General features: G+C 59.9%; 25 protein-coding genes and 1 pseudogene. 14 read left to right on the top strand and 12 right to left on the bottom strand.

Annotated features, from left to right (window positions below; translation table 11 throughout):
• Both VF672_RS08510 and VF672_RS08505 read left to right on the top strand, forming a co-directional pair.
• Positions 1-183: pseudogene (locus tag VF672_RS08510) on the top strand (IS110 family transposase); the annotation flags it as partial.
• Positions 184-473: 290 nt separating this feature from the next.
• Entirely contained in the window at positions 474-749 is a 276-nt protein-coding gene (locus VF672_RS08505; RefSeq protein ID WP_331103599.1) for a hypothetical protein, read from the top strand.
• An 11-nt stretch (positions 750-760) separates the two neighbouring features.
• Here the strand turns inward: VF672_RS08505 and VF672_RS08500 are convergent, their stop codons facing one another.
• Complete coding sequence (locus tag VF672_RS08500) at positions 761-2,092, bottom strand: putative porin (RefSeq protein ID WP_331103597.1); 1,332 nt, start codon at positions 2,090-2,092, stop codon at positions 761-763.
• 278 nt (positions 2,093-2,370) lie between these two features.
• Between VF672_RS08500 and VF672_RS08495 the strand changes: the two genes are divergently transcribed.
• Entirely contained in the window at positions 2,371-3,498 is a 1,128-nt protein-coding gene (locus tag VF672_RS08495) for a GNAT family N-acetyltransferase (RefSeq protein ID WP_331103595.1), read from the top strand.
• A 203-nt stretch (positions 3,499-3,701) separates the two neighbouring features.
• Here VF672_RS08495 and VF672_RS08490 read toward each other — a convergent pair whose 3' ends face one another.
• The 3 genes from VF672_RS08490 to VF672_RS08480 all read right to left on the bottom strand — a co-directional run bounded on the left by VF672_RS08490 (position 3,702) and on the right by VF672_RS08480 (position 7,982).
• Entirely contained in the window at positions 3,702-5,534 is a 1,833-nt protein-coding gene (locus tag VF672_RS08490) for an ABC transporter ATP-binding protein (protein ID WP_331103605.1), read from the bottom strand.
• Between the two features lie 187 nt (positions 5,535-5,721).
• Positions 5,722-6,279, bottom strand: coding sequence for a peptidylprolyl isomerase (locus VF672_RS08485; RefSeq protein WP_331103593.1), 558 nt, complete (start codon positions 6,277-6,279; stop codon positions 5,722-5,724).
• A gap of 776 nt (positions 6,280-7,055) precedes the next feature.
• Positions 7,056-7,982 carry a LysR family transcriptional regulator gene (locus tag VF672_RS08480; protein ID WP_331103591.1) on the bottom strand — a complete coding sequence of 309 codons (927 nt, stop codon included), beginning with the start codon at positions 7,980-7,982 and terminating at the stop codon, positions 7,056-7,058.
• A gap of 50 nt (positions 7,983-8,032) precedes the next feature.
• On the opposite strand from VF672_RS08480, the gene VF672_RS08475 reads away from it, so the two are divergent.
• From VF672_RS08475 to VF672_RS08465, 3 genes are all read left to right on the top strand, one after another.
• Positions 8,033-8,347, top strand: coding sequence for a 3-phosphoglycerate kinase (locus tag VF672_RS08475; protein ID WP_065992674.1), 315 nt, complete (start codon positions 8,033-8,035; stop codon positions 8,345-8,347).
• A 220-nt stretch (positions 8,348-8,567) separates the two neighbouring features.
• The gene (locus VF672_RS08470) at positions 8,568-9,434 is read left to right on the top strand and encodes a carboxylate/amino acid/amine transporter (protein ID WP_331103588.1); all 867 of its coding nucleotides are present in this window, start codon (positions 8,568-8,570) and stop codon (positions 9,432-9,434) included.
• A 152-nt stretch (positions 9,435-9,586) separates the two neighbouring features.
• The gene (locus VF672_RS08465) at positions 9,587-9,823 is read left to right on the top strand and encodes a hypothetical protein (protein WP_331103586.1); all 237 of its coding nucleotides are present in this window, start codon (positions 9,587-9,589) and stop codon (positions 9,821-9,823) included.
• Between the two features lie 114 nt (positions 9,824-9,937).
• Here VF672_RS08465 and VF672_RS08460 read toward each other — a convergent pair whose 3' ends face one another.
• On the bottom strand, positions 9,938-11,248 hold the full coding sequence (locus VF672_RS08460; RefSeq protein ID WP_331103584.1) for a mechanosensitive ion channel family protein: 1,311 nt from the start codon (positions 11,246-11,248) through the stop codon (positions 9,938-9,940).
• A 179-nt stretch (positions 11,249-11,427) separates the two neighbouring features.
• On the opposite strand from VF672_RS08460, the gene VF672_RS08455 reads away from it, so the two are divergent.
• Positions 11,428-12,780: a DEAD/DEAH box helicase gene (locus VF672_RS08455; RefSeq protein ID WP_331103582.1), complete on the top strand. Its 1,353-nt coding sequence runs from the start codon at positions 11,428-11,430 to the stop codon at positions 12,778-12,780.
• A 125-nt stretch (positions 12,781-12,905) separates the two neighbouring features.
• Positions 12,906-13,229: a transcriptional regulator gene (locus tag VF672_RS08450; protein WP_331103580.1), complete on the top strand. Its 324-nt coding sequence runs from the start codon at positions 12,906-12,908 to the stop codon at positions 13,227-13,229.
• A 17-nt stretch (positions 13,230-13,246) separates the two neighbouring features.
• Here VF672_RS08450 and VF672_RS08445 read toward each other — a convergent pair whose 3' ends face one another.
• From VF672_RS08445 to VF672_RS08430, 4 genes are all read right to left on the bottom strand, one after another.
• On the bottom strand, positions 13,247-14,119 hold the full coding sequence (locus VF672_RS08445; protein WP_331103578.1) for a DUF6279 family lipoprotein: 873 nt from the start codon (positions 14,117-14,119) through the stop codon (positions 13,247-13,249).
• Positions 14,120-14,182: 63 nt separating this feature from the next.
• A complete protein-coding gene (locus tag VF672_RS08440; RefSeq protein ID WP_331103576.1) occupies positions 14,183-14,926 on the bottom strand; it encodes a TorF family putative porin in 744 nt (247 codons plus the stop codon).
• A gap of 161 nt (positions 14,927-15,087) precedes the next feature.
• Positions 15,088-15,573, bottom strand: a complete 486-nt coding sequence (locus tag VF672_RS08435; RefSeq protein ID WP_331103574.1) for a hypothetical protein — start codon at positions 15,571-15,573, stop codon at positions 15,088-15,090.
• 186 nt (positions 15,574-15,759) lie between these two features.
• Positions 15,760-15,939 carry a hypothetical protein gene (locus tag VF672_RS08430; protein ID WP_037012170.1) on the bottom strand — a complete coding sequence of 60 codons (180 nt, stop codon included), beginning with the start codon at positions 15,937-15,939 and terminating at the stop codon, positions 15,760-15,762.
• A gap of 370 nt (positions 15,940-16,309) precedes the next feature.
• Here VF672_RS08430 and VF672_RS08425 point away from each other — a divergent pair, with 370 nt between their 5' ends.
• Positions 16,310-17,146: a CvfB family protein gene (locus VF672_RS08425; RefSeq protein WP_331103571.1), complete on the top strand. Its 837-nt coding sequence runs from the start codon at positions 16,310-16,312 to the stop codon at positions 17,144-17,146.
• A gap of 61 nt (positions 17,147-17,207) precedes the next feature.
• On the opposite strand, the gene VF672_RS08420 is transcribed toward VF672_RS08425, so the two are convergent.
• A complete protein-coding gene (locus VF672_RS08420; protein ID WP_065992698.1) occupies positions 17,208-17,588 on the bottom strand; it encodes a hypothetical protein in 381 nt (126 codons plus the stop codon).
• Between the two features lie 256 nt (positions 17,589-17,844).
• On the opposite strand from VF672_RS08420, the gene VF672_RS08415 reads away from it, so the two are divergent.
• The 3 genes from VF672_RS08415 to def all read left to right on the top strand — a co-directional run bounded on the left by VF672_RS08415 (position 17,845) and on the right by def (position 19,914).
• Entirely contained in the window at positions 17,845-18,036 is a 192-nt protein-coding gene (locus VF672_RS08415) for a CsbD family protein (RefSeq protein ID WP_331103567.1), read from the top strand.
• A gap of 267 nt (positions 18,037-18,303) precedes the next feature.
• On the top strand, positions 18,304-19,314 hold the full coding sequence (locus tag VF672_RS08410) for a YihY/virulence factor BrkB family protein (RefSeq protein ID WP_331103565.1): 1,011 nt from the start codon (positions 18,304-18,306) through the stop codon (positions 19,312-19,314).
• A gap of 60 nt (positions 19,315-19,374) precedes the next feature.
• The gene (gene def / locus VF672_RS08405; RefSeq protein WP_331103563.1) at positions 19,375-19,914 is read left to right on the top strand and encodes a peptide deformylase; all 540 of its coding nucleotides are present in this window, start codon (positions 19,375-19,377) and stop codon (positions 19,912-19,914) included.
• Between the two features lie 92 nt (positions 19,915-20,006).
• On the opposite strand, the gene VF672_RS08400 is transcribed toward def, so the two are convergent.
• Both VF672_RS08400 and VF672_RS08395 read right to left on the bottom strand, forming a co-directional pair.
• Positions 20,007-20,837 (bottom strand): methyltransferase, encoded by an 831-nt coding sequence (locus VF672_RS08400; protein ID WP_331103561.1) that lies wholly within the window; start codon positions 20,835-20,837, stop codon positions 20,007-20,009.
• 112 nt (positions 20,838-20,949) lie between these two features.
• Positions 20,950-21,366 (bottom strand): GNAT family N-acetyltransferase, encoded by a 417-nt coding sequence (locus VF672_RS08395; RefSeq protein ID WP_331103559.1) that lies wholly within the window; start codon positions 21,364-21,366, stop codon positions 20,950-20,952.
• A 121-nt stretch (positions 21,367-21,487) separates the two neighbouring features.
• Between VF672_RS08395 and VF672_RS08390 the strand changes: the two genes are divergently transcribed.
• Both VF672_RS08390 and VF672_RS08385 read left to right on the top strand, forming a co-directional pair.
• Positions 21,488-22,429, top strand: a complete 942-nt coding sequence (locus VF672_RS08390; protein ID WP_331103557.1) for a fatty acid desaturase — start codon at positions 21,488-21,490, stop codon at positions 22,427-22,429.
• 14 nt (positions 22,430-22,443) lie between these two features.
• Positions 22,444-23,223, top strand: coding sequence for a phosphate/phosphite/phosphonate ABC transporter substrate-binding protein (locus VF672_RS08385; protein WP_331103555.1), 780 nt, complete (start codon positions 22,444-22,446; stop codon positions 23,221-23,223).
• The last annotated feature ends 80 nt before the right edge of the window (positions 23,224-23,303 follow it).

Here is a 23,303-nt window from a genome sequence, read left to right as displayed (position 1 = left end):
ATCCGCTGCGATCCCTACGTGAAGGGTTTTTACGAGGGGCTGGTTGGCCGCGGCAAGCGCAAAATGCAGGCGATCTGCGCAGTAATGCGTAAATACCTGACAGGTTTGTGGGCATGCATGCGCAACGGCGAAAACTTCGATACGGCCAAGCTTTTTAGCGAAGAACACCTGCAAAAAGCTTGACCAAGAACAGAGTATCTACAGGTTTTGCGTGCGCCTGTGCTTTTGCGTTCGCCGCAAACCGATATGGGCACCGCCGCGATTTCCCGATTCGACGCCGATCCCCTGTAGGAGTGAGCTTGCTCGCGAAGGCGGTCTGCCTGTGCCATCACCTTCGCGTGACCCACCGCGTTCGCCAGCAAGCCGGCTCCCACAGGTTTTGCGCAGGCCGCTGGATTTCGCGTTCGCCGCACGCCGATATGCGCACCGCCCCGTCTTCCTGCTTCGACACCGACCCACCGTAGGAGCGTGGCTTGTCCCGCGATCTGGCGCGCAGCGGCAGCAACACGTTGAATGCGGTATGTCAGCAAGCATGGGCGTCGCAAGGTTTAACGACTGCTTCGCAGCCGATCGCGGGACAAGCCACGCTCCTGCATAATTCGGCGTATGGCATCGCAAAAAAAGCCCAGCGCTGCTCTGTCGGAACGGATGATGGGGATCCGACAGGCAACGGCGGGCTTGAAGTCTGTAGCGGCTTCGAGCCGCAGGAGCACGCCGCTTTTAGCTTTAGCTTGCAACGTGCGGCGTGAAGCCGTCCCCCTTAAAACTTCGCCAGTACGTCCAGTTGCAGCGTGTTGGCGTCCTGATCGCGTGGCAGCGCAGACGTGGCGAAGTCCGCTTTGGTCAGGAAGTACGTCGCACCGACCGCGAAGTTCTTGTCGATGTCGTAGGACACGCTCAGCTTGTGACCCCGCGAACCGGTCGTGCCGTTGGCAAAGTCCGAGTCGGTGAATGCACCCACCACAGCGTTACGCTGCGTATCGCGGTAGTTGTAGTCCAGACCGAAACCGAACACCTTGGTTTTCACGCCAGCCAGCCAGGCGGTGTCTTCGTCGCTGTTGGTGGCGCTGTTGACCACGTACTGACCGTACAGGCCGACCGGCACTGCCAGGCCGGTCAGGTCCAGTTGACCGAAGCCTTCGTACAGACGGAAGTCGGTGGTGTTGTTGCCGTTGATGCTCAAGCCACAGAACGTCGTGCTGGTGCTGGCAGCGGCCGGGTTACAGTCGTTGGAGTTTTCGTAGTTATAGACCGAACCGCCGACCGTCATTTTCACGTTGTCGGTGATGGCGATCCGCGTCCCCAACTGAGCCGCGTTCAAACGCAGGTCGTTCTTGAACTGCGTACCTTCACCGCTGATGTTGTCCTTGAGGGTGTAGGTGCCGGCGCTGCCGAACAGCTCGAAGCCTTTGTTGATCGGCAGGCTGTACGTCGCGGCCAGACCTTCAGGGTTGATGTCGTTGTCCCAGATCACATCGCCTTCGCTCACCCACGGCTGAGCCATTTTGCCGCCGATCACGTGCAGGTTCTGAATGGCGGTTGGGTGGTAGTCGATAAAGCCCTGATCCAGCCACAGGTCTTTCTTGGTGAAGTAGTCGTTCTGGTCAACGTTGGTGGAGTTGGCCTTGTTGTCGCCCCCGGTGGCGATCCGGATACCCGTGCTGACCTGCGGGTTGATCTCGCTGTAGGCGCCGAGACGCACACGGATACGCTGACGGTTTTTGTCCTGGCTGTTGTTCTGGTCGTCGATCTTGACCGTCTCCTGGCGAACACGAACGTCGCCTTTGAACTGAGTCTTGGCCGCCCATGCCACTTTCTGCTCGAAGGCAGACAGCTCGGAGGACTTGGCCGCGGTGGCGGCGGCGATCTGGTCGGCGGTGGCTTTTTGCGCCTGTTGCTGGGCCTGTTGCTGAGCTTGCTGATCTTTACTCAGCTCGGTCTGCAGTTCGGCGTACTGAGCCGCTGAAATCGAGCCGTTGGCCTTGAGCATGTCGAGCAGTTTCGCGTCGACTGCGGCGCTGGCCGGAACGCTCATGGCCAACAGCACACCACCACACAGGGCTGCCGCAGTTTTCGTGGAAGCAAGACGCATATCAATCTCCGTGACTGAGGATGGATGACCGAATCATCCGGGAACAACCGACCAATGACGGACGGGGAAAGGGAGAGCGCTTAGAAGCTGCCGCTCTAAAAACAGGCGCCAGTATTGCGGCCGTTTATGACTAAACAGTGGCAAAGTGATGGCATATCGATGACGGTTTGAATGCAGCAAAGCGGCGGGCTAGAGCCTTCGCTGCAGGTAGGTCATGTGAAATGTTTCGGAATCGGTGATACTCGCCACGCTTGCAACGCACAGAAGTGGGGGTGCTGATGTCGTTACACCGTTTGGATAAGCTGTCTGATCTTGCGCCTGAACAGTGGGACGCCTTGAACCCCGGCGACTCGCCGTTTCTGCGCCATGCCTTCCTCAGTTCGCTCGAAGACAGCGGCAGCCTCGGGCCTCGTTCCGGCTGGCGCGCCGAGCATCTGCTGCAGTACGAAGGCGAGCGACTCATTGCCGCGCTGCCGGCGTATCGCAAGTGGCATTCCTACGGCGAGTACGTATTCGATCACGCCTGGGCGGACGCCTGCCGTCGCGCCGGTCTGGCCTATTACCCCAAGCTGTTGGTGGCCGTGCCGTTCAGCCCCGTGAGCGGGCCGCGGCTGTTGGCGAAGACGCCCGAGGACGGCCGCGAGCTGCTCGCCTGTCTTCCGGGCTATGCCCAGGGCGAGGAGCTGTCCAGCGTTCATGTCAATTTCACCGATCCGGTGGCCGACGCGCTGCTCGCCGAACAGCCCGGCTGGCTGCAGCGCATCGGCTGTCAGTACCACTGGCAAAACCGCGGCTATCGGGACTTTCAGGATTTCCTGGATGCCTTGAGTTCGCGCAAGCGCAAGCAAATGCGCAAAGAGCGCGAGCAAGTGGCGGGGCAGGGCTTTGAGTTCGACTGGCTTGAAGGGCACGAGCTGAGCGAGGCGCACTGGGATTTTGTGTACGCCTGCTACTCCAATACCTACGAAGTGCGTGGGCAGACGCCTTACCTGACGCGGGAATTTTTCAGCCTCGTGGCCGAGCGCATGCCTGAAGCGATTCGCGTGGTACTGGCGCGACAGGGGGGACGCCCGGTGGCCATGGCGTTCAGCCTGATTGGCGGCGACAGCTTTTACGGCCGCTACTGGGGCTGCCTGGCCGAGTTTGATCGGCTGCACTTCGAGACGTGTTTCTATCAGGGCATGGATTACGCCATTGCTCACGGTTTCAAGCGCTTCGACGCCGGCGCGCAGGGCGAGCACAAGTTGATTCGCGGCTTCGAGCCGGTCATCACCCACTCGTGGCATTACCTGGCGCACCCGGGGCTGCGGGAGGCGGTGGCGGATTTTCTGACCCAGGAACGGGCGGGGATTCTGGCCTACGCCGAGGAAGCGCGCAGCGCGTTGCCGTATCGGCAGGTTGAGTAGCGCTAAGCTTCCAAGGCTTTAGTTGTCGGCGAGCCCGGTTCGGAATACACCATCGGTGCCCTGAACAGACACATTCGCTTGTAGGAGCCGGCTTGCTGGCGAACACGATTATTCCGCCACCTCAGTGGCGAATGCCAGAACGGGTTCGCCAGCAAGCCGGCTCCCACAGTTCGCGCAGGTCCTGAATCGCCAAAGTGGCGCGATCAATCCACGCCAACAAAGCCTCCGGTTTGATGCGCCCACAAGCGTGCATACAAGCCTTTGTGCGCGAGCAGCTCGGCATGGGTCCCGCTCTCTGCGACCACGCCGTTCTCCAGCACGATCAGCCGGTCCATGCGCGCGATCGTCGACAGCCGGTGAGCAATGGCAATCACCGTCTTGCCTTGCATCAGCGTTTCCAGGCTCTCCTGAATCGCCGCTTCCACTTCCGAGTCCAGCGCTGACGTCGCCTCGTCCATGATCAGGATTGGCGCATCCTTGAGCAGCACGCGGGTGATCGCGATGCGCTGGCGCTGACCACCGGACAGTTTCACGCCGCGCTCGCCCACATGGGCATCCAGCCCGGTGCGGCCTTCGGAATCCGTCAGCAGGGGGATGAACCCGTCGGCGCGGGCTTTGCGCATGGCTTCCCACAGTTCAGCGTCGGTTGCGTCAGGTTTGCCATACAGCAGGTTGTCGCGGATCGAGCGGTGCAACAGCGACGTGTCCTGCGTGATCATGCCGATGTGCGAACGCAGGCTTTCCTGAGCGACGTGGGAGATGTCCTGATCGTCGATCAGGATCCGTCCACCCTGAACGTCATACAAACGCAGCAGCAGATTCACCAACGTCGATTTGCCGGCGCCCGACGGTCCGATGAAACCGATCTTCTCGCCTGGCTTGATGTTCAGGTTCAGGCCATGAATCACGCCTTTGCCCTTGCCGTACTGGAAGTCGAGGTCTTCGAATTTCACCTCGCCACGGCTGACCGCCAGCTTCGGCGCAGCGTCGCGGTCGGTGATGCCCACCGGCTGCGCAATGCTCTGCAGGCCGTCCTGAACCATGCCGATGTTCTCGAAGATGCCGTTGACCACCCACATGATCCAGCCGGACATGTTGACGATCCGAATCGCCAGACCGGTCGCCAGCGCAATGGCGCCCACGGAAATCAAAGACTGCGTCCACAGCCACAACGCCAGCCCCGTGGTAGTCACAATCAGAATCCCGTTGAGCGTGGTGATCACGGTGTCCATTTCAGTGATCACGCGGCCTGCCAGCTGGGTCTTCTCGGTCTGTTCGCTGATGGCCTCGCGGGCGTATTGCTGCTCGGAATTGGTGTGGGCAAACAGCTTGAGCGTGGCGATGTTGGTGTAGCCATCGACGATGCGGCCCATCAGTTTCGAACGCGCATCGGAAGAGATGACCGAACGCTCCTTGACCCGTGGCACGAAGTACCACAGCGCCAGGATGAACGCGAACATCCAGCTCAGCAGCGGAATCATCAAGCGCCAGTCGGCCTCGGCGAACAGCACCAGCGCGCTGATCGAATAGATCAGCACGTGCCACAACGCATCCACCGATTGCACCGCGGAATCACGCAGTGCGTTGCCGGTCTGGACAATGCGTTGGGCGATGCGCCCGGCGAAGTCATTCTGGAAGAAATTCAGGCTCTGCTTGAGGACGTAACTGTGGTTCTGCCAGTTGATCATGCTGGTCATGCCGGGGCTGATGGTCTGATGCACCAGCAGATCGTGCAGGGCGACAAAGATCGGTCGCAGCACCAGCGCGACGACGACCATCCACGTCAGCTCGAACGCATGCTCGCGGAAGAAATTCGGGTTTGGCGTGCCTTGGGCCAGATCGATGATGCGGCTCAGGTAGCTGAACAGCGACACTTCGATCAGCGCTCCGACCAGTCCGACCACCAGCAGTGCGGCGAAGGTGGGCCACACCTGGCGCAGGTAATACAGGTAAAACGAGGTGACGGTGTTGGGCGGGGCGGCAGTGGGGGCTTCGCGGAAGATATCGATCAGCTGTTCAAAACGGCGATAGAGCATTGGCATTCACGCCCACGCTTGAGCGGGCTCTCCTTTCAATGAGGGGGGTACAGCGGCTCGGGAGCTGCTCGACGACGGTCATCGGATCAGACCGCAGGAGAGCGTGATTGCTCACGCTGATTCAAGTCGCCGGGTCCCGAAAATGCAAAAGCCGGGCAGGCGCCCGGCTTTTGCGCTTTCGATACGCTTAGTTCACGCGCTTTGCCGTCTTGATCAGGATCGGGTCCAGCGGCACGTTCTGCATCCCGCCCTTGTTGCCGGCCGGCGAGTTGACGATCTGGTCAACGACGTCCATGCCCTTCACGACTTTGCCGAACACCGCGTAGCCATAGTCACGGGCGCCGTGGTCGAGCATCGCGTTGTCCTTCACGTTGATGAAAAACTGGCTGGTGGCCGAGTTGACGTCCGACGTACGCGCCATGGCAACGGTGCCGCGGACGTTGTTCAGGCCGTTATCGGCTTCGTTCTTGATCGGGTCGTTGGTGGGTTTCTGTTGCATCTGTGCCGTGAAGCCGCCGCCCTGAGCCATGAAGCCCGGAATGACACGGTGGAAAATCGTGTTGTTGTAGAAGTTGCTGTCGACGTACTTGAGGAAGTTCTGCGTGCTGACGGGCGCCTTGTCCTGGTTCAGCTCGATTTCCACATCGCCAAAGCTGGTGGTCAGCACGACGTGAGGCGCGGGAGCGGCCATCAGATTGCTCGCGAACAACACAGCAGCGGCGGAGAGGGCGATTTTCTTCAGCATGGGCAGAGTCCTGAATTGATGTCGACTGCGAAAAAACAGGTCGTAAGGGAAGCACGTTTACCGGGATTTGGACAGTAGGGGTGTGGCGTTCGTCGTTTTTGTGGGACCGGCTTCAGCCGGGAATGGGCAGGATGGAGCACCTTCAAATTTGCGGCGTGACGGCTGACGCTTTCCCGGCTAAAGCCGGTCCCACAGGAGTACGCGGTGTTTTTGTGGGACCGGCTTCAGCCGGGAAGAGGCCAGTCTGAACACTCTCAATTTTGCGGCGTGACGCCTGACGCTTTCCCGGCTAAAGCCGGTCCCACAGGGTATACGCGATGTCAGTGGGACCGGCTTCAGCCGGGAAGAGGCCAGCCTGAACACCCTCGATTTTGCGGTGTGACGCCGGACGCTTTCCCGGCTAAAGCCGGTCCCACGGGAGTACGCGGTGTTTTAGTGGGACCGGCTTCAGCCGGGAAGAGACCAGCCTGAACACCCTCGATTTTGCGGTGTGACGCCTGACGCTCTCCCGGCTGGAGTCGGTCCCACAGGGTATACGCGATGTCAGTGGGACCGGCTTCAGCCGGGAAGAGGCCAGCCTGAACACCCTCGATTTTGCGGCGTGACGCCGGACGCTTTCCCGGCTAAAGCCGGTCCCACAGGGTAAACGCGGTTGTTAGTGGGACCGGCTTCAGCCGGGAAGAGGCTAGCGTGGGCGCCGGCAATCTTGCGGTGTAGCCTCTGACGCTTTCCCGGCTAAAGCCGGTCCCACAGGAGTACGCGGTATCAGTGAGTATTCACAGCATCTGCTGTGGCGCGGGGAAGGGCGCATCCAGCGGCGCGGTGTCGAAGCTCTGAATCAGCTCAATCAGGATCTGCGTCGCCGGCCCGAGCGGTTTGTCCTTGCTGGAATACAGGTAGAAGGTCGGATGCCGGCTGCCGCCTTTGTCCAGGGGCAGAATCTTCAGCACGCCTTCGTTGATTTCCCGCTCGATGACGTGGCGCGGCAGCCAGGCAAAGCCCAACCCGCTGCTGACGAAAGCAGCGGCGGTGGCGAGGCTGCCGACCGTCCAGCGCTGTTCGGCGCCGAGCCAGCCGACGTCGCGTGGCTGGTTGCGTCCCGAGTCACGGATCACCACCTGCAGCTGGCTTTCCAGGTCCTGAAAATTCAACTCGCGCTGCAGCTGATGCAGGGCATGGCCGGGGTGCGCGACGGCGACGAACTCGACCTTGCTCATCTCGTTACCCAGATACCCCGGAATGCTGAAGCCACTGATGGCGAGATCGGCGACACCTTCCAGTAACACTTCCTCAACGCCCGACAGCACTTCCTCACGCAGCCGCACCCGGCATCCGCGGCTTTGCGGCATAAAGGCGGTCAGCGCCCGCACCAGTCGCGCGTTCGGGTACGCGGCGTCGACCACCAGACGCACCTCAGCCTCCCAGCCTTGCTCCATGTGGTGAGCCAGGTCTTCAAGCTGGCTGGCATTCTTGACCAGTTGCCGCGAGCGTCGCAGCAACACCTCGCCCGCTTCTGTCAGCACGGCTTTGCGGCCGTCGATGCGCAACAGCGGAACGCCGAGCTGGTCTTGCATCCTGGCGACGGTATAACTGACCGACGACTGCGAACGGTGCAGCGCTTCGGCGGCCTGAGCAAAGCCGCCATGGTCGACAACGGCTTGCAGCGTGCGCCATTGGTCAAGGGTCACGCGGGGCGCTTTCATCTCTCGCTCCTGTTGTCCTAAGCTGGCGGTTTCCGAATGGAGACTGCCCCATGAAAAGAATCTGTTGTGTGCTGCTGGCGATGTTGCCGCTGAGCGCGTTCGCCTACCCCATCGACGTGGAGAAGGACATCAAGGGCGTGCAGGTCGATTACAACAGTCATGACGTCGCCTACGACATCGGCAACATCACCCTGAACAACTTTGGCGATGTCCCGGCCAAGTGCAGCGTGGTCTTTCGCAACGGGCCGGAAGCACCGCGTACGCGCCGGGTCCAGGTCGCGCCGAAAAGCAGCACCGAAGTCACCGCAAAATTCACCCGCGACATCGTCAAGCTGCGCATCTCCCTGAGCTGCGAGCCGTTGTAACCCACGCATCAGCGTCGACGGAGCGTACTGCGCTGCCGTCGATAAAACAAATTTCTGGATGGGTTTCGGTCGATAATCGACTTCTTTGATCGAGATGCCCGCCGCTGCCATGGCAAATGGATTGACCTTTCAACGCCGCAATCCGCGAATCGGCCGGCCTGCTAAATAGACACGCCAAGATCAACCGGCTAAGGTCGCCGCCTTCAAAAAAGGGGCAACCATGGGCTATCTACTTTTCGTGACGCTGATTCAGGCGTTTTCCTTCAGCCTCATCGGCGTTTACCTGGCCGGGCACGTCGACAGTTACTTTGCCGTGCTGTTTCGCGTCGTACTGGCCGGTCTGGTGTTCATTCCGCTGACGCGCTGGCGTCAGGTCGAGCCGTCCTTCATGCGCGGCATGCTGCTGATCGGCGCATTGCAGTTCGGCGTCACCTACGTCTGCCTGTACCTGAGCTTCCGCGTGCTGACGGTCCCCGAAGTGCTGCTGTTTACCATCCTCACGCCCCTCCACGTCACGCTGATTGAAGACGCGCTCAATCGGCGCTTCAATCCCTGGGGCCTGCTGGCGGCCATTGTGGCGGTGCTGGGCGCGGTCATCATCCGTTACGACCGGGTTGATCCGAATTTCCTCGGTGGTTTCCTGTTGCTGCAGTTGGCCAACTTCACTTACGCGGCGGGGCAGGTGCTCTACAAACACCTGGTGGCCCGTCACCCCAGCGATCTGCCGCACTACCGCCGCTTCGGCTATTTTTACCTCGGCGCACTGGCCGTAGCGTTGCCGGCGTTTCTACTGTTCGGCAACGCGCAGCATCTGCCGGATGCGCCTCAGCAGTGGGTGGTGTTGCTGTTCCTCGGCCTGTGCTCCACCGCCCTCGGCATGTATTGGTGGAACAAAGGGGCATGCAGGGTCAACGGCGCCACGCTGGCGGTGATGAACAACTTGCACGTGCCCATGGGGCTGCTGATCAATCTGTTGATCTGGGGGCAGAACGAAGACCTGGGCAAGCTGTTTTTGGGCGGGCTGGTTATTGTTTCATCGGTGTGGATCAGTCGGCGCGGTCTGTTTCAACGCCAAGCCGTTCTCTGAAACAGCCGGGGTAGACGCTCGCGTTAACGACATCAGCGACGGTGATGTTAGATATCTTCATGGGTGGTTTTTCATGTCGGGGGCAACCGAATAGATTGGCCCCAACGAAACAACTTAAGCAACTTACCCGCAACTACTTGGAGATCTACATCATGAAAAAGTCCATCGCCTTCGGTTTCGCATTGTCCATCCTGGCCGCCGGTTCTGCATTCGCCAGCCCAGAGCAGATTAGCCAACGCGCCATCGTCGATGCGTCCAGCGCTACCGTCCTGGACAGCAAGGTCGCCAGCAAAGACGCGGTCAAGCCCTTCGCCGACCAGGCTTCCGGCACCGTCATCGTTGCTGAAAACCGCAAAGAGTTCGGTTCCAGCTATCAGCGTTACCAGTAAGTGCCTGGTTGTAATAAGGCAGTATTACTGAATCGCAATAACAGAAGCCCGGCAACTGCCGGGCTTTTTGTTGTTTGAAGTTAACAGGCCGATAACAACTCGCTACGCACTTCTTCATTGTGAGCGTGGAGGGGCGGGCGGCAGTTCATCTTCCCGTTGGTTTCGAACATTCGATAAGCCCGCCAGGCCTGTTTTCAAGTCTGCCCCACTCGGCTGTTGATACACACCCAGCCCGAACTCCGGCAGCACCGCCAGCAAGTAATCGAAGATATCCCCCTGAATGCGCTCGTAGTCAGCCCAGCTGGTGGTGCGGGTAAAGCAGTAGATTTCCAGTGGCACGCCCTGGGCCGTGGTTTCCATTTGGCGGACCATGCAGGTCATGTCCGGGTGAATATCGGCGTGGCTTTTCAGGTAGGCCAGGGTGTAGGCGCGGAAGGTGCCGATGTTGGTGATGCGGCGGCGGTTGGCCGACAGCTCGGCGACGTTGCCCTGGGCCTCGTTCCACGCCTTGAGCTCGGCTTTTTTGCGGCCCATGTAATCCGTCAGCAGACGCACCTGGGTCAGCTTCTGTTCTTCCTCATCGGACACAAAGCGCACGCCGCTGGCGTCGATGAACAGGCTGCGCTTGATCCTGCGTCCGCCGGATTGCTGCATCCCGCGCCAGTTCTTGAACGACTCGGACATCAGGCGCCAGGTCGGGATCGACACGATGGTCTTGTCAAAATTCTGCACCTTAACGGTGTGCAGGGTGATGTCCACCACATCGCCATCAGCGCCGACTTGTGGCATTTCGATCCAGTCGCCCACGCGCAGCATGTCGTTGCTGGTCAATTGCACGCTGGCCACGAAGGACAGCAGCGTGTCTTTGTAGACGAGCAGAATCACCGCCGACATCGCGCCCAACCCGGAGAGCAGCAACAACGGTGATCGGTCGATCAGCGTGGCGACGATGATGATTCCGGCGAACACGTACAGGATCATTTTGGTCAGTTGCACGTAGCCCTTGATCGAGCGGGTGCGGGCGTGTTCGGTGCGCGCGTAGATGTCCAGCAGCGCGTTGAGCAGCGCGCCGACGGTGAGCATGAGAAAGAGGATAGTGAACGCCAGCGCGATGTTGCCAATGACGTGGCTTGCGGTGGCGCTCAGGTTCGGCACCAGATTGAGGCCGAACTGGATCACCAGCGACGGCGTGACCTGGGCCAGCCGGTGGAAGACCTTGTTGTGCAGAAAATCGCTGAGCCAGAACAGCGCCGGCTGGCGGCTCAGCGCCTTCATGGCATAGAGCGTCACCCATCGCGCCAGCCGCCCGAGTACAAAGGCGGCGATGAGCAGCATCAGCAGCCCGGTGATCGCGCGCAGCATCGGCTGGTTTTCCAGCAGCGTCCAGATTTCCTGGGCGCGTAGCCAAAGCGAAGGGCTGTCCATGGGGGCTGGATCTCCTGACAAAAATGCGGGGCGCGATTAGAGCATTGTTGTGAAAGGGAAGGCAGTCCGGGCCAAATCCGGTAACAAAATAGGCCCTTTGAGCTAAAGAGGCTCGGCGAATCGGGCTTAAACCGGTACCCTATGCGACTGTTTTTTTGTATTACGCCGAGGTAACACCCGTGTTCTCCCAATTCGCCCTGCACGAACGCCTGCTAAAAGCCGTGGCCGAACTCAATTTCGTCGAGCCTACGCCTGTGCAAACAGCGGCCATTCCGCTGGCGCTGGAAGGACACGATCTACGGGTGACGGCGCAGACCGGCAGCGGCAAGACTGCCGCGTTCGTATTACCGATGCTCAACCGTCTGATGGGCCCGGCCAAGGTGCGTGTCGACATTCGCGCCGTGATCCTGCTGCCGACCCGTGAGCTGGCGCAACAGACGCTAAAGGAAGTGGAGCGTTTCTCGCAGTTCACCTTCATCAAGGCCGGCCTGATCACCGGCGGTGAGGACTTCAAGGTCCAGGCCGCGATGCTGCGCAAGGTGCCGGACATTCTGATCGGCACGCCGGGCCGTCTGCTGGAGCAACTCAACGCTGGCAACCTGGACCTCAAGCAGGTTGAACTGCTGGTCCTCGACGAAGCCGACCGCATGCTCGACATGGGTTTCGCCGAAGACGTCGAACGCCTGGCCGGCGAATGCGCCAACCGTCAGCAGACCATGCTGTTTTCGGCCACCACCGGCGGTTCGGGCCTGCGCGAGATGATCGGCAAAGTGCTCAAAGACCCGCAGCACCTGCAGGTCAACAGCGTCAGCGAGCTGGCTCCGGGCACCCGGCAGCAGATCATCACCGCCGACCATAACGTACACAAAGAGCAGGTCCTCAACTGGCTGCTGGCCAACGAGACCTACCAGAAAGCGATCATCTTCACCAACACGCGCGCCATGGCTGACCGCATTTACGGTCGCCTTGTGGCGCTCGAGTACAAGGCGTTCGTGCTGCACGGCGACAAAGACCAGAAGGACCGCAAGCTGGCGATCGATCGTCTGAAGCAGGGCGGGGTGAAGATTCTGGTGGCCACCGATGTCGCTGCCCGTGGCCTGGACGTCGACGGCCTGGACATGGTCATCAACTTCGACATGCCGCGCACCGGTGACGATTACGTTCACCGCATTGGCCGCACTGGCCGTGCCGGTGGCGAAGGGCTGGCGATTTCGCTGATCACCCACGGTGACTGGAACCTGATGTCCAGCATCGAGCGCTACCTGAAGCAGAAGTTCGAGCGCCGCACGATCAAGGAAGTCAAAGGCACCTACACCGGACCGAAGAAGGTCAAGGCGTCGGGCAAGGCTGTCGGCGTGAAGAAGAAAAAGACCGATGGCAAAGGTGACAAGAAGGGCGACAAAAAGAAGGCCGTCGCCAAGGGCCCTACCAAGCGCAAATCGGTAAACCGCCCGAAGGCCGAGCCTTTGGTCAGCCAGGACGGGATGGCGCCGCTGAAAAAGCGCGTTACGCGTCCGCCTGTCACTGAATAAGCCCCTTCCTCCAGCCGTTCAGCCTGCTGAACGGCTGGCGTTCCGCTGGGTCACAACCACTGAGCATCAAGCCCGATGACCGGACGTCACGGGTATTGCCCTGTTGGCCCACTGGAGGTTGAAACATGTCTGACCGATACGACTGGGACCTGATCGAGCGCCTGTTGCATGACGTACAAAACAGCGCCGGAAACGCCGGTTCACTGAATGCGCCGGGCGCAGAGCTGCAAGCGTTGCTGCTCAAGCGCGGGTTTCTCGAGACGCTGACCAGCAGCGAAGCCGGAGGAGGCGAGCACCTGGGCCTCACCCCCCGTGGCGCGAGCTTGCTGGCGTTGATCGACAGCAGCATTCCGGGCGATGACCATCCGCGTCAGGTTCTGAATGAGCAGGCCGATGCGTTGGATCCGGCGACCTTCGATGAGGTCGCCTCCAAAGCACAAATCGCCTGATACTGAAAGCGTCCTGATCAGGACGCTTTTTTCATGCTCTTGTAGCAACTCAAGTCCGTAAAGTCCTTGCGCACGTCGGCGATCTTCGCCAGTAACTTCTGTCGTTGATCGTCAGTACTCTGCGCCATCAGATCGGCGATCAGAGAAATCGCAGCCTGCTCGGTGTGGTCGTACGTCGCGCGGTATTCGGGTGTCCAGAAGGTCTGGCGATCCTGCAACAAGCTGGCAATCCTTTGATCGAAATCTGCGGCCTGACGCTGTTTCACGGCTGAGAGCAACAGTGACTGCCAGTGAGCTCGGTTGTCGATCCACAGGCGATTTTGCTCGCCCAGCGACGTGGACCACTGCATCACGCGCGCCTGCTGCGCGGCATTCAGTTTGCCCATCCAGGGCGTCAGACGTTTCTCCATGCGCTGAGCGCGCTCGCTGATTTGCTTGTCCAGCGGCTGGTCGACGAACTCGGCCTCATGCTTGCGCAGGTCCTTGGCGAATGCCGCTTGCATTTCGGACACTTGCTGATCGTCCAGCTGACGAAGCAACTCGACCGCCGACGGCGTGATTTCTTTGGAGAGAGTGGCGATGGCCTGCCGCGCTTCGGCGGTGCGTGCCTTGAGCTGCTCCTGATTGACCTGGTTGGTCTCGACCATCCCTTGCAGACGGTCCAGCCAGTCGAGGTAACCGGGGATCTGGGTGGTGCAGTGCCAGCTCAAGTGCTCCTTCAAGCGCTCGTCGAGCCAGTCTTTCTGCGAAGCGTTCATGTCCAGATAGTCGTTGAGCGACCAGGGAATGATGAAGTCCAGATGCCGGTACGTCAGACCTATCTGACTGCACCCCGCTAACAGCGCCAGGCTCAGCCACAGCGTAATGAAGGTCTTCAACACAATGCCCATGACAGCTCCTTGCCGGTTCGTCTCCCCGTTATAGAGCAAGTCGGGCCATTGCGGTTCAACTCATCAGAAAAACGCGCGCACGACCTTGAGCGTGACGGTGCTTTCACACTGAGGGTTATGGCCGCTGTAGGCGCTGCAATCGGCGCCGGTCAGGCTTGAGCCGCTGTACATCAGGTTCATGTCCATCCCCAGCCACGGCCGGGAGACATTGAAAGACCAGTCGCTGTAGGCATTGACCACGCCGCCGCCATCGATGATCGACGGTGAATCGAGCTGGTGGTTGCCGTACTGCATCCGCAGGTCCAGGCCCAGCGGAATCACGCTGCCCAGGTCGAGGAACAGGCTGCTGTCCTGCCGGCCCGCATCAGTGCTGAAGGCCGTACCGATGCGGCTGTCGAAGATACGAAAACCGGCATAAAGCTCGTGACTGTCGAGCTGGTCGGTGTTCGGGTAGCTGTAGCGGATGACGCCAAGCTCGTAACCGAGGGTTTTGTCGAACGGCTTTTTGAATCCCATGTAGGAATCGACTTCCAGCGCAGTGTCGGACGTCAGCCCTGTGCTGGGTGACCATTGGCCGAAGTAGAAGCCGCTGTCGTGGGTCAGGTCGAGTCCGCCATGGAATTTAGAGTCGCCACCGGTCGGCGTCACCAGGCCTTGGGCCATGGTGCGGCTTGGGGTGGTGCCGAGCTTGAGACTGAAGTCGCCCAGTTCGCGCTCGATGACCTGGGCGCTGGCGGCGTGATGCATCAGGGTGGCGCAGGCGAACACCGCACCGGTCCAACGGGTGAAACAGCGAGCATAGGGCATGCTTCACTCCTTTCAGGTTTCGTAGGAGTGGGTCGAAGGTGTCTGTCCGGAAGCCGAATGGCCCGACGAGAACCGCGAACTAGAGCGTTGCAAGGATACCGCCGAATGGCGATAACTCGCGACCATTGGTCGATTCAATGCAGATGCGCCGAACGTCGCGATCAGTTCGACGCGGAAATCAGCTCATTGACGACGATCAACGCTTGCGGGAAAGAGGGATAACCGCTCGTGGCGACATCGAGCTTTTCGTACCTGGCACGGTAGGCACCGGCCTTTTCCTGATCGTGCACACCGGCCCGTTGGGCCAGTAACGCAATGGCCAGCGGGTAGTTGCGATCGGCGGAATCATTGAGCTTTTCGTCGACCTGCTTTTGGCTGGCGTTCTGACGCACGAGCAGTATCGCCTGGTAAAACTCCGCCTCGCCGGTCGTGTCTTCACGCGCTGCCCGCTCAAGCAGGGCGGACGCAAGCTCGTCGTTTTCGGCGCGGCGCTCGTTGATCAGCAGCTTCGCCTGGAGCATGTCGTTCTGGTACAGCAGATAGTCGGCGCGGCATGTGCTGCCCGCCACCGAAGTGTCACAGCTGTGCGTCGCACAGCCGGTCAGCCCAAGGCTTAGCAGGGCGCCGATGATCATCCGTTTGTTCATATCGGTTTCCGCAGAGACGTCAGCAGATCAGGGCATCGTCCGTTCTTTCACATGAGCCATGCGTAATGCTATGAATGGACAGGCATGTGACGAGAGTAAAGCAGAGCTTTGTGCAGCGAGGGAGCGATAGACCTGGCGCTTTGTGATCAAAGCGCCTGGATGTCGACCGCGGAGGCGGGAGAAAATTTACTTTTTGCCGAGGGAGATCTGTTTGGACGGGCCGAAGGTCTGGCCGCTGACGCCTTTGGCGATCTGCTGGATCTCGCCACCGGATTTCAGGAAAGCTGCAATTTGTGCGTTGATCGAATCGCTGGTCTCAACGGCAGGAGCTGGCTTGGCTTTCGAGTTGGATGCTTTTACACGCATGGCTGCTATTGACCTATATAAATTTAATACGGCCGGCCATCCTATCGGAAATGGCCGGAAATTGCTCGGTAATTATCGGTCGCCAGGCGTGTGAAAGGTGCGCCAGTCTGCCATTCAGTTTTAGACAGTTCCCGTCTAAATGACTGTTTTAGCTGCATTGTTTAAATGGATGGCCGGTTGGAAACCGCTGGTACGCCCTGCGCCGACTGGCCTTGGCGACCTGACGAATGGCTTCGGTCCGCGACCGGGTACGCTGGGGCGCTCGCATACCCATTGATTTTCAGGGCGGCAGAACCGGGACCAGATGCCAATCCGGAACGCCCGCCCGAATTCGGGTAGAATGCCGCCCACGTAACGAGGGTATCTGGACATGGCTTTAGTCGGGCGCTACAACAGTTTGCAAGTGGTTAAACACACTAACTTCGGTTTATATCTGGACGGGGCACAAGACGGCGAAATCCTGCTGCCCAATCGATATATTCCAAAAGATATTCCCAGCGAAGATGAAGACTGGCTCAACGTCTTTATTTATCTGGACAGCGATGACAAGTTAATTGCCACCACCGAGAAACCCAAGGTTCAGGTCGGTGAGTTTGCCAGCCTCAAAGTGGTAGAAGTCAACAGCATCGGCATCTTCCTGGATTGGGGGCTGCCGAAGGATTTGCTGCTGCCTTACTCGGAAGAGAAACAGCCCCTCAAGGCCGGTGATTACTGCGTGGTGCATGTCTACCTCGACAAGCACTCGCGCCGCATCACCGCAACGACGCGTCTGGATCGTTACCTCGACAAGGTGCCTGCCAATTATGCAGTCGGACAGGAAGTCGACTTGCTGGTGGCGGAAGAAACCGCGATGGGCTTCAAGGCGATCATCAACAACAAGCATTGGGGTCTGATTCACAAGAACGAGGTGTTCAAGTTCCTGCGTTCGGGCAAACAGGAAAAAGGCTTCATCAAGGAAGTGCGCAGCGACGGCAACATCAGCCTGAGCCTGCAGCCGGTCGGCGAACAGCTGGCCAGCAGCCTTAACGCGCAGATCCTTGGCAAACTACGCGACAACAACGGCGTGCTGCCGGTCAGCGACAAGAGCGACCCACAGGTGATCAGCAACCTGTTCGGCGTGAGTAAAGGCAACTTCAAGAAGGCGATCGGCGCGCTGTACAAACAGGGCCAGATCATCATTCACGCCGACCGGATCGAGCTGGTCTGACGTGACACTCGACCGCAGCGCCGGATAACCTGCGCTGCGGTTGAGGGATGACCTCGTCAGATCATTTCTGTACGAAGCTGGCGAAGCTCAGATTCGCGCCGTTCGGGCGCATGTCTTTCAAGTACGAATCCTTGTCGGCCGAGAGCTCCAGGCTCACGGTGGATTTGCGCTTGCCTTCGTTGCGAACCACCACTGCGTCTTTCTGATCACGCAGGAACTTGGTGGTCACCTTCAAGTGAATCAGCTCATCGGTGCTCGGCGTGTGCAGGAGCAGATGCAGCCATTCGTACTGACCGACCGCCAGACGGCTCATGGGCAAATCGAACCACCAGATATTGCGCTTGGGGTCGAGTACGGCGAAGTGCGTGTTATTGGTGCCGAGCACGGCGCCGCCAAGCTGTTCGTTGCGGCGCGCGATGGCCTGCTGCTTATCGAGTTTCATAACATTCCTGGATCACGGTCTCGTCAACCTGGCCCGGCGCTGTGAGCGCGGCCGGTTTGGTCGCGCATTCTCCGGGGTTCTCGAAGAAACATAAAGGCCTGCTTTTCACCCGAACCGTATCCCTGCGGACGCATGGGAAAATCCCGCCCATCAGGGCTGGTCAACCCACTCGCGAAATAATTGAACCTCTGATTCGACGCTCCGGTCAGTTCTTGTGTCAGCTTTGACATTCTAATCCCACCCTGGAGTGAACCCTATGAGCAGCACCGGCGATAAAGCTAAAGGCTTGGCTAATGAAGCAGTAGGCAACGTCAAGCAGGGCGTCGGCAAAGTCACCGACAACGACAAACTGCGTGCCGAAGGCAAAGCGCAGGAAGTCAAAGGCGAAGCGCAACAGACCGTTGGCGACGCGAAAGACGCCGTCAAAAAAGGCGTCGACAAGGTCTGAATCCCTTGCGCACGGAGCCCTTGGGTTCCAGGCGAACTGATTTGCAACACCGTGACGGCCATCCTTTGATGGCCGTTATTGTTTGCGTCGCCGACTGCCTGAAACACATCATTTGTAGCCAACACCCTCGGGCACCCTGTAAAAAGCCAGCCCGTTGGGACAACACACGGAATTTCAACGCGTTTGCCTGCTCGTATGCATACCGCGTGTAGAACACCTGAATCAATAATCGTGCTTTGGCTACATCTGTGTCGCGAAGGAGACGCCATGATATTCCCGCACTTGCGCCAGCTCAGCATCAAGACGGTGCTGGTCAGAACGGTCAAAGAGTTTCTCGATGACGAGATGTCGACCTACGCCTCGGCACTGGCCTACCAGATGCTGTTCTCGCTGTTCCCGTTCCTGCTCTTCCTCATCGCATTGATCGGCTTCCTGCACCTGCCGGACTTTTTCAGCTGGCTGCGACTGCAATCCGAGCTGGTCTTGCCGCCGCAAGCCCTCGACCAGGTCAATCCGGTCATCGACCAGTTGCAACAGTCCAAGGGCGGCTTGCTGTCGATCGGTATCGTCATTGCGCTGTGGACCGCGTCTGCGGGCGTGCGGCTGATGATGAGTGCGATGAACGCAGCCTATGACGTGGTCGAAGCACGGCCGGCCTGGAAGCGTATCCCGCTTTCGGTTTTCTATACGGTCGGCATCGCCGGGATGTTGCTCACGGTTGCCGCGCTGATGGTCACCGGCCCGCAGGTCATGAACTGGCTCGCCGCGCAAATTGGCATGGAAGATTTCATCGTGACCCTGTGGACGATCCTGCGCTGGCCGCTGATCATCCTCCTGCTGATGGTGGCGGTGGCGATCATGTATTACGTGATGCCCGACGTTAAGCAGAGTTTCCGCTTCATCACGCCGGGCTCCATGCTTGCGGTCGTGGTATGGATCGTTGCGTCGCTGGGCTTTGCCTATTACGTGAAAACCTTCGCCGACTACAACGCAATGTACGGCAGCATCGGGGCGATCATTGTATTGCTGCTGTATTTCTACATCTCGGCGGCGGTGCTGTTGCTGGGAGCGGAGATGAACGCGGTGATCGAGCACATGTCCGCCGAGGGCAAGGAGAAGGGCGAGAAAGAAGAGGGTGAACGCGACGGCACGGCGGGTGTTGAGACGGTGCACATCAAGCAGCACGTGTCCGGGCTCGGCCGTGACCACACCCATGACCACGACCATGATAACGACTACACCCCGACGTCGCCGGTGTTGAAAACCGACAAGTTCTGATAACGATCAAAGCAGAGAGCGTCCAACTGCGGCGCCTCTGCTCGCTGCAAGGGCCCTGCAATGATCCGCGAAATTCTGAAAATGGGCGACGAGCGTCTGCTGCGCATCGCGCCGCCCGTGCCTGAATCGATGTTCGGTTCCCGTGAGCTTAAACAGCTCATCGAGGACATGTTCGAGACCATGGAAAGCGTGGGTGGTGTCGGCCTGGCCGCGCCGCAGATTGGCGTCGATCTGCAGTTGGTGATCTTCGGATTTGAGCGCAGTGATCGCTATCCCGACGCGGAGGCCGTGCCTCAGACCATCCTCCTCAATCCGCTGATCACCCCGCTGGAGCAGACGCTGGAGGAGGGCTGGGAAGGCTGCCTTTCAGTTCCCGGTCTGCGCGGTGTGGTGGATCGCTACGAGCACATTCGCTACGAAGGTTTCGACCCTGACGGCAACCGCATCCAGCGTGAAGCCCGCGGGTTTCATGCGCGAGTGGTCCAGCACGAATGCGATCATCTGATCGGCCGTCTGTATCCGTCACGGATTACCGACTTCAGCCGGTTCGGCTTCATCGAAGTGCTATTCCCGGGCATGGACCCGAACGCGGACGAATAACGCCGACGCACTGGCCTCTGCACGAGCAAGCTCGGTGGCTCGGCGGTGGTTGAAGAGTCGCGGCGTATTCACTGCCCGTGAGCAGGCTCGGTTCATTTCGCGGATTTGATGAACCGCAGTGTCATGCGGTCCGACTCGCCGATTGCCAGAAACTTCGCTTTGTCCTGTTCACCTTTGACCAATGCTGGCGGCAGCGTCCAGACGCCGTCGGGGTAGTCTTTGGTGTCTTTCGGGTTGGCGTTGATGTCGCTTTCACCCGCCAGCGTGAACCCGGCGTTCTGCGCCAGTTTGATCACGTAGTCCGTCGGCAGGTAGCCATTCTTCTCGTTGTCTTTGGCAGTGGTGCCGGGTTTGGCTCGGTGATCGACCACGCCCAAAGTGCCGCCCGGTTTCAGCACATCGTAGAACCCCTTGAAGGTCGCGGCTTCGTTGCCGGCGTCGACCCAGTTGTGCACGTTACGGAAGGTCAGCACGGTGTCTGCCGAGCCTGGCTTGCCGAACACAGGCGCCTGGGGCGCATACGCGACAACTTCGACTTTGCCGTAATGGGTGGGGTCGGCCGTGTATTTCTGCTTGAGACTGTCGGCGGATTTCTTTGCGTAATCGCTGGTGGAGGGGTCGACGACCGCCGCGACGTAACGGCCCTTGTCCTTGAGCAGCGGCGCCAGCAGTTCGCTGTACCAGCCGTTGCCCGGCGTGATTTCGATCACCGTTTGATCCGGGCGCAGACCGAAGAATGCCAGCGTTTGCTCCGGGTGACGGTACTGATCACGCGCCGCGTTCTGCGGCACCCGCCAGTTGCCGCCGAGGAGGGTGGCGAACTGCTCGTGGCTGACGGTGGACGCAGGCGCAGCCTCAGTTGCCATTGCACTGCCTGTCCCTAAAAGGGCGGTGAGAGATAAAACAATAAGCGCCGGCTTCATGTGCATCCTGCTTGATCAAGAAATGACCGGCGAGGCTAGCACGCAAGGCTCGGACCCGGATGGCACGTTTGGTTCGGTCCACCGCACGAAAGGATCTAAGCATGCGCAGGGATTACTGATCCTCCAAACGCACCAGCGCGACCAATGGCCTGGTCTGCCGATAACGCGCCAGGCGTCCGGCCAATGCCTGCGGCAGTTCCAGCGCCTCAACGAAGCCTAACCGCTGGTAGAACCCGACCAGCTCGGCCTCACAGAACAACCAGACATGTCCTTCAGCACCGATGAGTGCTGCCGCGATCAAACCGGCCGCGACGCCGCGCCCGCGTTCGGCCTGCTCAACGAACAGCCCCGTCAGCCAGTGCCCGCCGGCGACGGGGGTCAGGCACAGAGCACCGACAATCTGCGCCTTGCGCGCCACCCACACCTGCGCCTCGCCCCTGGCACGCATGGCCGAATGATGGGCGCGGTAGAACTTGTCCGCCAACGGGCGCTGGAGTTCGGGAAGCGGTAAAAACCGAATGTCGGGCATGTGCGATGGGCGTCAGGTCAGGGCAGATGGGCGCATCGTTCTACCGTCATAACCAATCGATCTACAAGTTTTTCCTGCGTCGTTGCACAACCGGTTATCAGCCCGAATGCAGGAACCGGCAATGCCTCACTATCTGGACGACGCGCAGCGCGACGAGATCAAGCAGCTGCGCGCAAGCTTCACGGGCCGCACGGAGTGGCCGACCTGGTTGTTGCTGATCGGTGTGTATGCAGGCTGGCCGGCGCTGCTGATCGCCAGCCCGCACCTCGGCGCCTGGCCAACAACGCTATTGATGATCCCGCTGCTGGTGCTGTGGATGTCGGTGCAACATGAAGTGCTGCATGGCCATCCGACGCGTTCGTTGCGGCTGAACAAGCTGCTGGGTTACGCGCCATTTGCGGTCTGGTACCCGTACACGCTTTATCGCGATACCCACTTGCGGCACCACTGCGATGAGGACCTCACCGTTCCCGGGCGGGACCCGGAGAGCCGTTATCTCAGCCAGTTGCACTGGAAACAGACCGGCAGACTGATGCGTGTATTGCGCTGGCTCGACAAGACCCCGCCGGGCCGTCTGGTATTTGGCGTGCCCTTGGCGTTGAGCAGTCTGATCGTCGGAGAAACCCGGCGATTGCTGCGTGGCGACCGTCAGGCCTGGGCGATGTGGTCGACCCACGGCGGCCTTCTGGTGCTGATATTCGTGTTCATCGAACACTTCAGTGCGATCTCGAGCGTGCACTACGTACTCTTCTGCAGCGTGCCAGCGCTGGCCGTGTCGATGATGCGTTCGTACTACGAGCACCGTCCCGGCGAGCAGCCGCAGGAGCGCACTGTGATCAATGAGGCCTCGTGGCCCTGGGCCTGGCTGTTCCTGAACCTGAATCTGCACCTCGTGCACCACGACTTGCCCGGCCTGTCGTGGTATCACATGCCGACCGTGTATCGGGCGCGTCGCGAGCAGTGGCTGGCACGCAGCGGTGGGTTTCTGGTGGACGGTTACGCTGAACTCTTTCGCCGCTACAGCTTCAATCCTATCGACAGTCCTCAACATCCCTACGTCTGAAGTGGAACCGGAACATGCCCCAAGGCTTCGCCGAACTCCTGATGTACGTCGCCCCGCCGCGCATTGAGCAGGCGCAGCAACAGTGGCTGCATCGAGTACTGCAAATCCTCGGCGTACAGCGCCTCGATGCAGCCGCGCCGGACCTGACGGCGTTGTGGTTATCACCGCAATTACTGCTGACGCAAACCTGCGGCTACCCGCTGATGACGGCACTGCGCGGCCAGGTGCAGGTGGTGGGGCGTCCGGTGTATCAGTTGCCCCACAGCGCGGAGGGCAATCATTGCAGCCTTATCGTTGCCCGCGAGGAGGATCTGCGCCAGACGCTCGTCGAGTTCCGGGGCAGCCATGGCCTGCTTAACTCGCGGGATTCCAATTCCGGCATGAATCTGTTTCGCCACGCCTTGGCGCCGCTTCAGCAGCAGGGACGATTCTTCGCCGAGGTCACGCTCACCGGCGGCCACCGCGCCAGCCTCGCCGCACTCAAGGCGGGCGAGGGCGATCTGGCTGCGATTGACAGCGTGACCTTCGATTATCTGGCCCGCGACGCCAGTGCGGAAGTCGCTGGCATAAAGGTGGTTGCGCGCACCGCGAAAGGCCCATGCCTGCCCTACATCACCCGCATGGGCAGTGACGTAGCCGCGATTCGTCAGGCCATGAATCATGCACTCGGCGACCTGCCGGAGGTGGCGCGAGTGTTGGCCATCAGTAAGGTGTTGCCAGCGGTCGAGGCCGATTATCAGGTGCTGCTGGATTACCAGCAGCAGGCGATATCGCAGGGCTTGCCGTCGCTTTAGTTATTCATATTCGGTCTATAAAGATCACTTTTAAGTATTTTTACTGCATAACCGCGCTTGCTAGCATGCCCTTTCGGAAA

Origin of the sequence: Pseudomonas sp., from assembly GCF_036387035.1 — a bacterium.
Lineage (GTDB): Bacteria > Pseudomonadota > Gammaproteobacteria > Pseudomonadales > Pseudomonadaceae > Aquipseudomonas.
The sequence above is the reverse complement of the archived record's forward strand: the minus strand, read 5'-3'. Positions and strand labels throughout refer to the sequence as shown.

Excerpts from the sequence above, each read along its gene's own strand:
- VF672_RS08500 (WP_331103597.1), bottom strand. The coding sequence starts at position 2,092 with ATGCGTCTTGCTTCCACGAAAACTGCGGCAGCCCTGTGTGGTGGTGTG.
- VF672_RS08495 (WP_331103595.1), top strand. The coding sequence starts at position 2,371 with ATGTCGTTACACCGTTTGGATAAGCTGTCTGATCTTGCGCCTGAACAG.
- VF672_RS08490 (WP_331103605.1), bottom strand. The coding sequence starts at position 5,534 with ATGCTCTATCGCCGTTTTGAACAGCTGATCGATATCTTCCGCGAAGCC.
- VF672_RS08485 (WP_331103593.1), bottom strand. The coding sequence starts at position 6,279 with ATGCTGAAGAAAATCGCCCTCTCCGCCGCTGCTGTGTTGTTCGCGAGC.
- VF672_RS08480 (WP_331103591.1), bottom strand. The coding sequence starts at position 7,982 with ATGAAAGCGCCCCGCGTGACCCTTGACCAATGGCGCACGCTGCAAGCC.
- VF672_RS08475 (WP_065992674.1), top strand. The coding sequence starts at position 8,033 with ATGAAAAGAATCTGTTGTGTGCTGCTGGCGATGTTGCCGCTGAGCGCG.
- VF672_RS08470 (WP_331103588.1), top strand. The coding sequence starts at position 8,568 with ATGGGCTATCTACTTTTCGTGACGCTGATTCAGGCGTTTTCCTTCAGC.
- VF672_RS08465 (WP_331103586.1), top strand. The coding sequence starts at position 9,587 with ATGAAAAAGTCCATCGCCTTCGGTTTCGCATTGTCCATCCTGGCCGCC.
- VF672_RS08460 (WP_331103584.1), bottom strand. The coding sequence starts at position 11,248 with ATGGACAGCCCTTCGCTTTGGCTACGCGCCCAGGAAATCTGGACGCTG.
- VF672_RS08450 (WP_331103580.1), top strand. The coding sequence starts at position 12,906 with ATGTCTGACCGATACGACTGGGACCTGATCGAGCGCCTGTTGCATGAC.
- VF672_RS08445 (WP_331103578.1), bottom strand. The coding sequence starts at position 14,119 with ATGGGCATTGTGTTGAAGACCTTCATTACGCTGTGGCTGAGCCTGGCG.
- VF672_RS08440 (WP_331103576.1), bottom strand. The coding sequence starts at position 14,926 with ATGCCCTATGCTCGCTGTTTCACCCGTTGGACCGGTGCGGTGTTCGCC.
- VF672_RS08435 (WP_331103574.1), bottom strand. The coding sequence starts at position 15,573 with ATGAACAAACGGATGATCATCGGCGCCCTGCTAAGCCTTGGGCTGACC.
- VF672_RS08430 (WP_037012170.1), bottom strand. The coding sequence starts at position 15,939 with ATGCGTGTAAAAGCATCCAACTCGAAAGCCAAGCCAGCTCCTGCCGTT.
- VF672_RS08425 (WP_331103571.1), top strand. The coding sequence starts at position 16,310 with ATGGCTTTAGTCGGGCGCTACAACAGTTTGCAAGTGGTTAAACACACT.
- VF672_RS08420 (WP_065992698.1), bottom strand. The coding sequence starts at position 17,588 with ATGAAACTCGATAAGCAGCAGGCCATCGCGCGCCGCAACGAACAGCTT.
- VF672_RS08415 (WP_331103567.1), top strand. The coding sequence starts at position 17,845 with ATGAGCAGCACCGGCGATAAAGCTAAAGGCTTGGCTAATGAAGCAGTA.
- VF672_RS08410 (WP_331103565.1), top strand. The coding sequence starts at position 18,304 with ATGATATTCCCGCACTTGCGCCAGCTCAGCATCAAGACGGTGCTGGTC.
- def (WP_331103563.1), top strand. The coding sequence starts at position 19,375 with ATGATCCGCGAAATTCTGAAAATGGGCGACGAGCGTCTGCTGCGCATC.
- VF672_RS08400 (WP_331103561.1), bottom strand. The coding sequence starts at position 20,837 with ATGAAGCCGGCGCTTATTGTTTTATCTCTCACCGCCCTTTTAGGGACA.
- VF672_RS08395 (WP_331103559.1), bottom strand. The coding sequence starts at position 21,366 with ATGCCCGACATTCGGTTTTTACCGCTTCCCGAACTCCAGCGCCCGTTG.
- VF672_RS08390 (WP_331103557.1), top strand. The coding sequence starts at position 21,488 with ATGCCTCACTATCTGGACGACGCGCAGCGCGACGAGATCAAGCAGCTG.
- VF672_RS08385 (WP_331103555.1), top strand. The coding sequence starts at position 22,444 with ATGCCCCAAGGCTTCGCCGAACTCCTGATGTACGTCGCCCCGCCGCGC.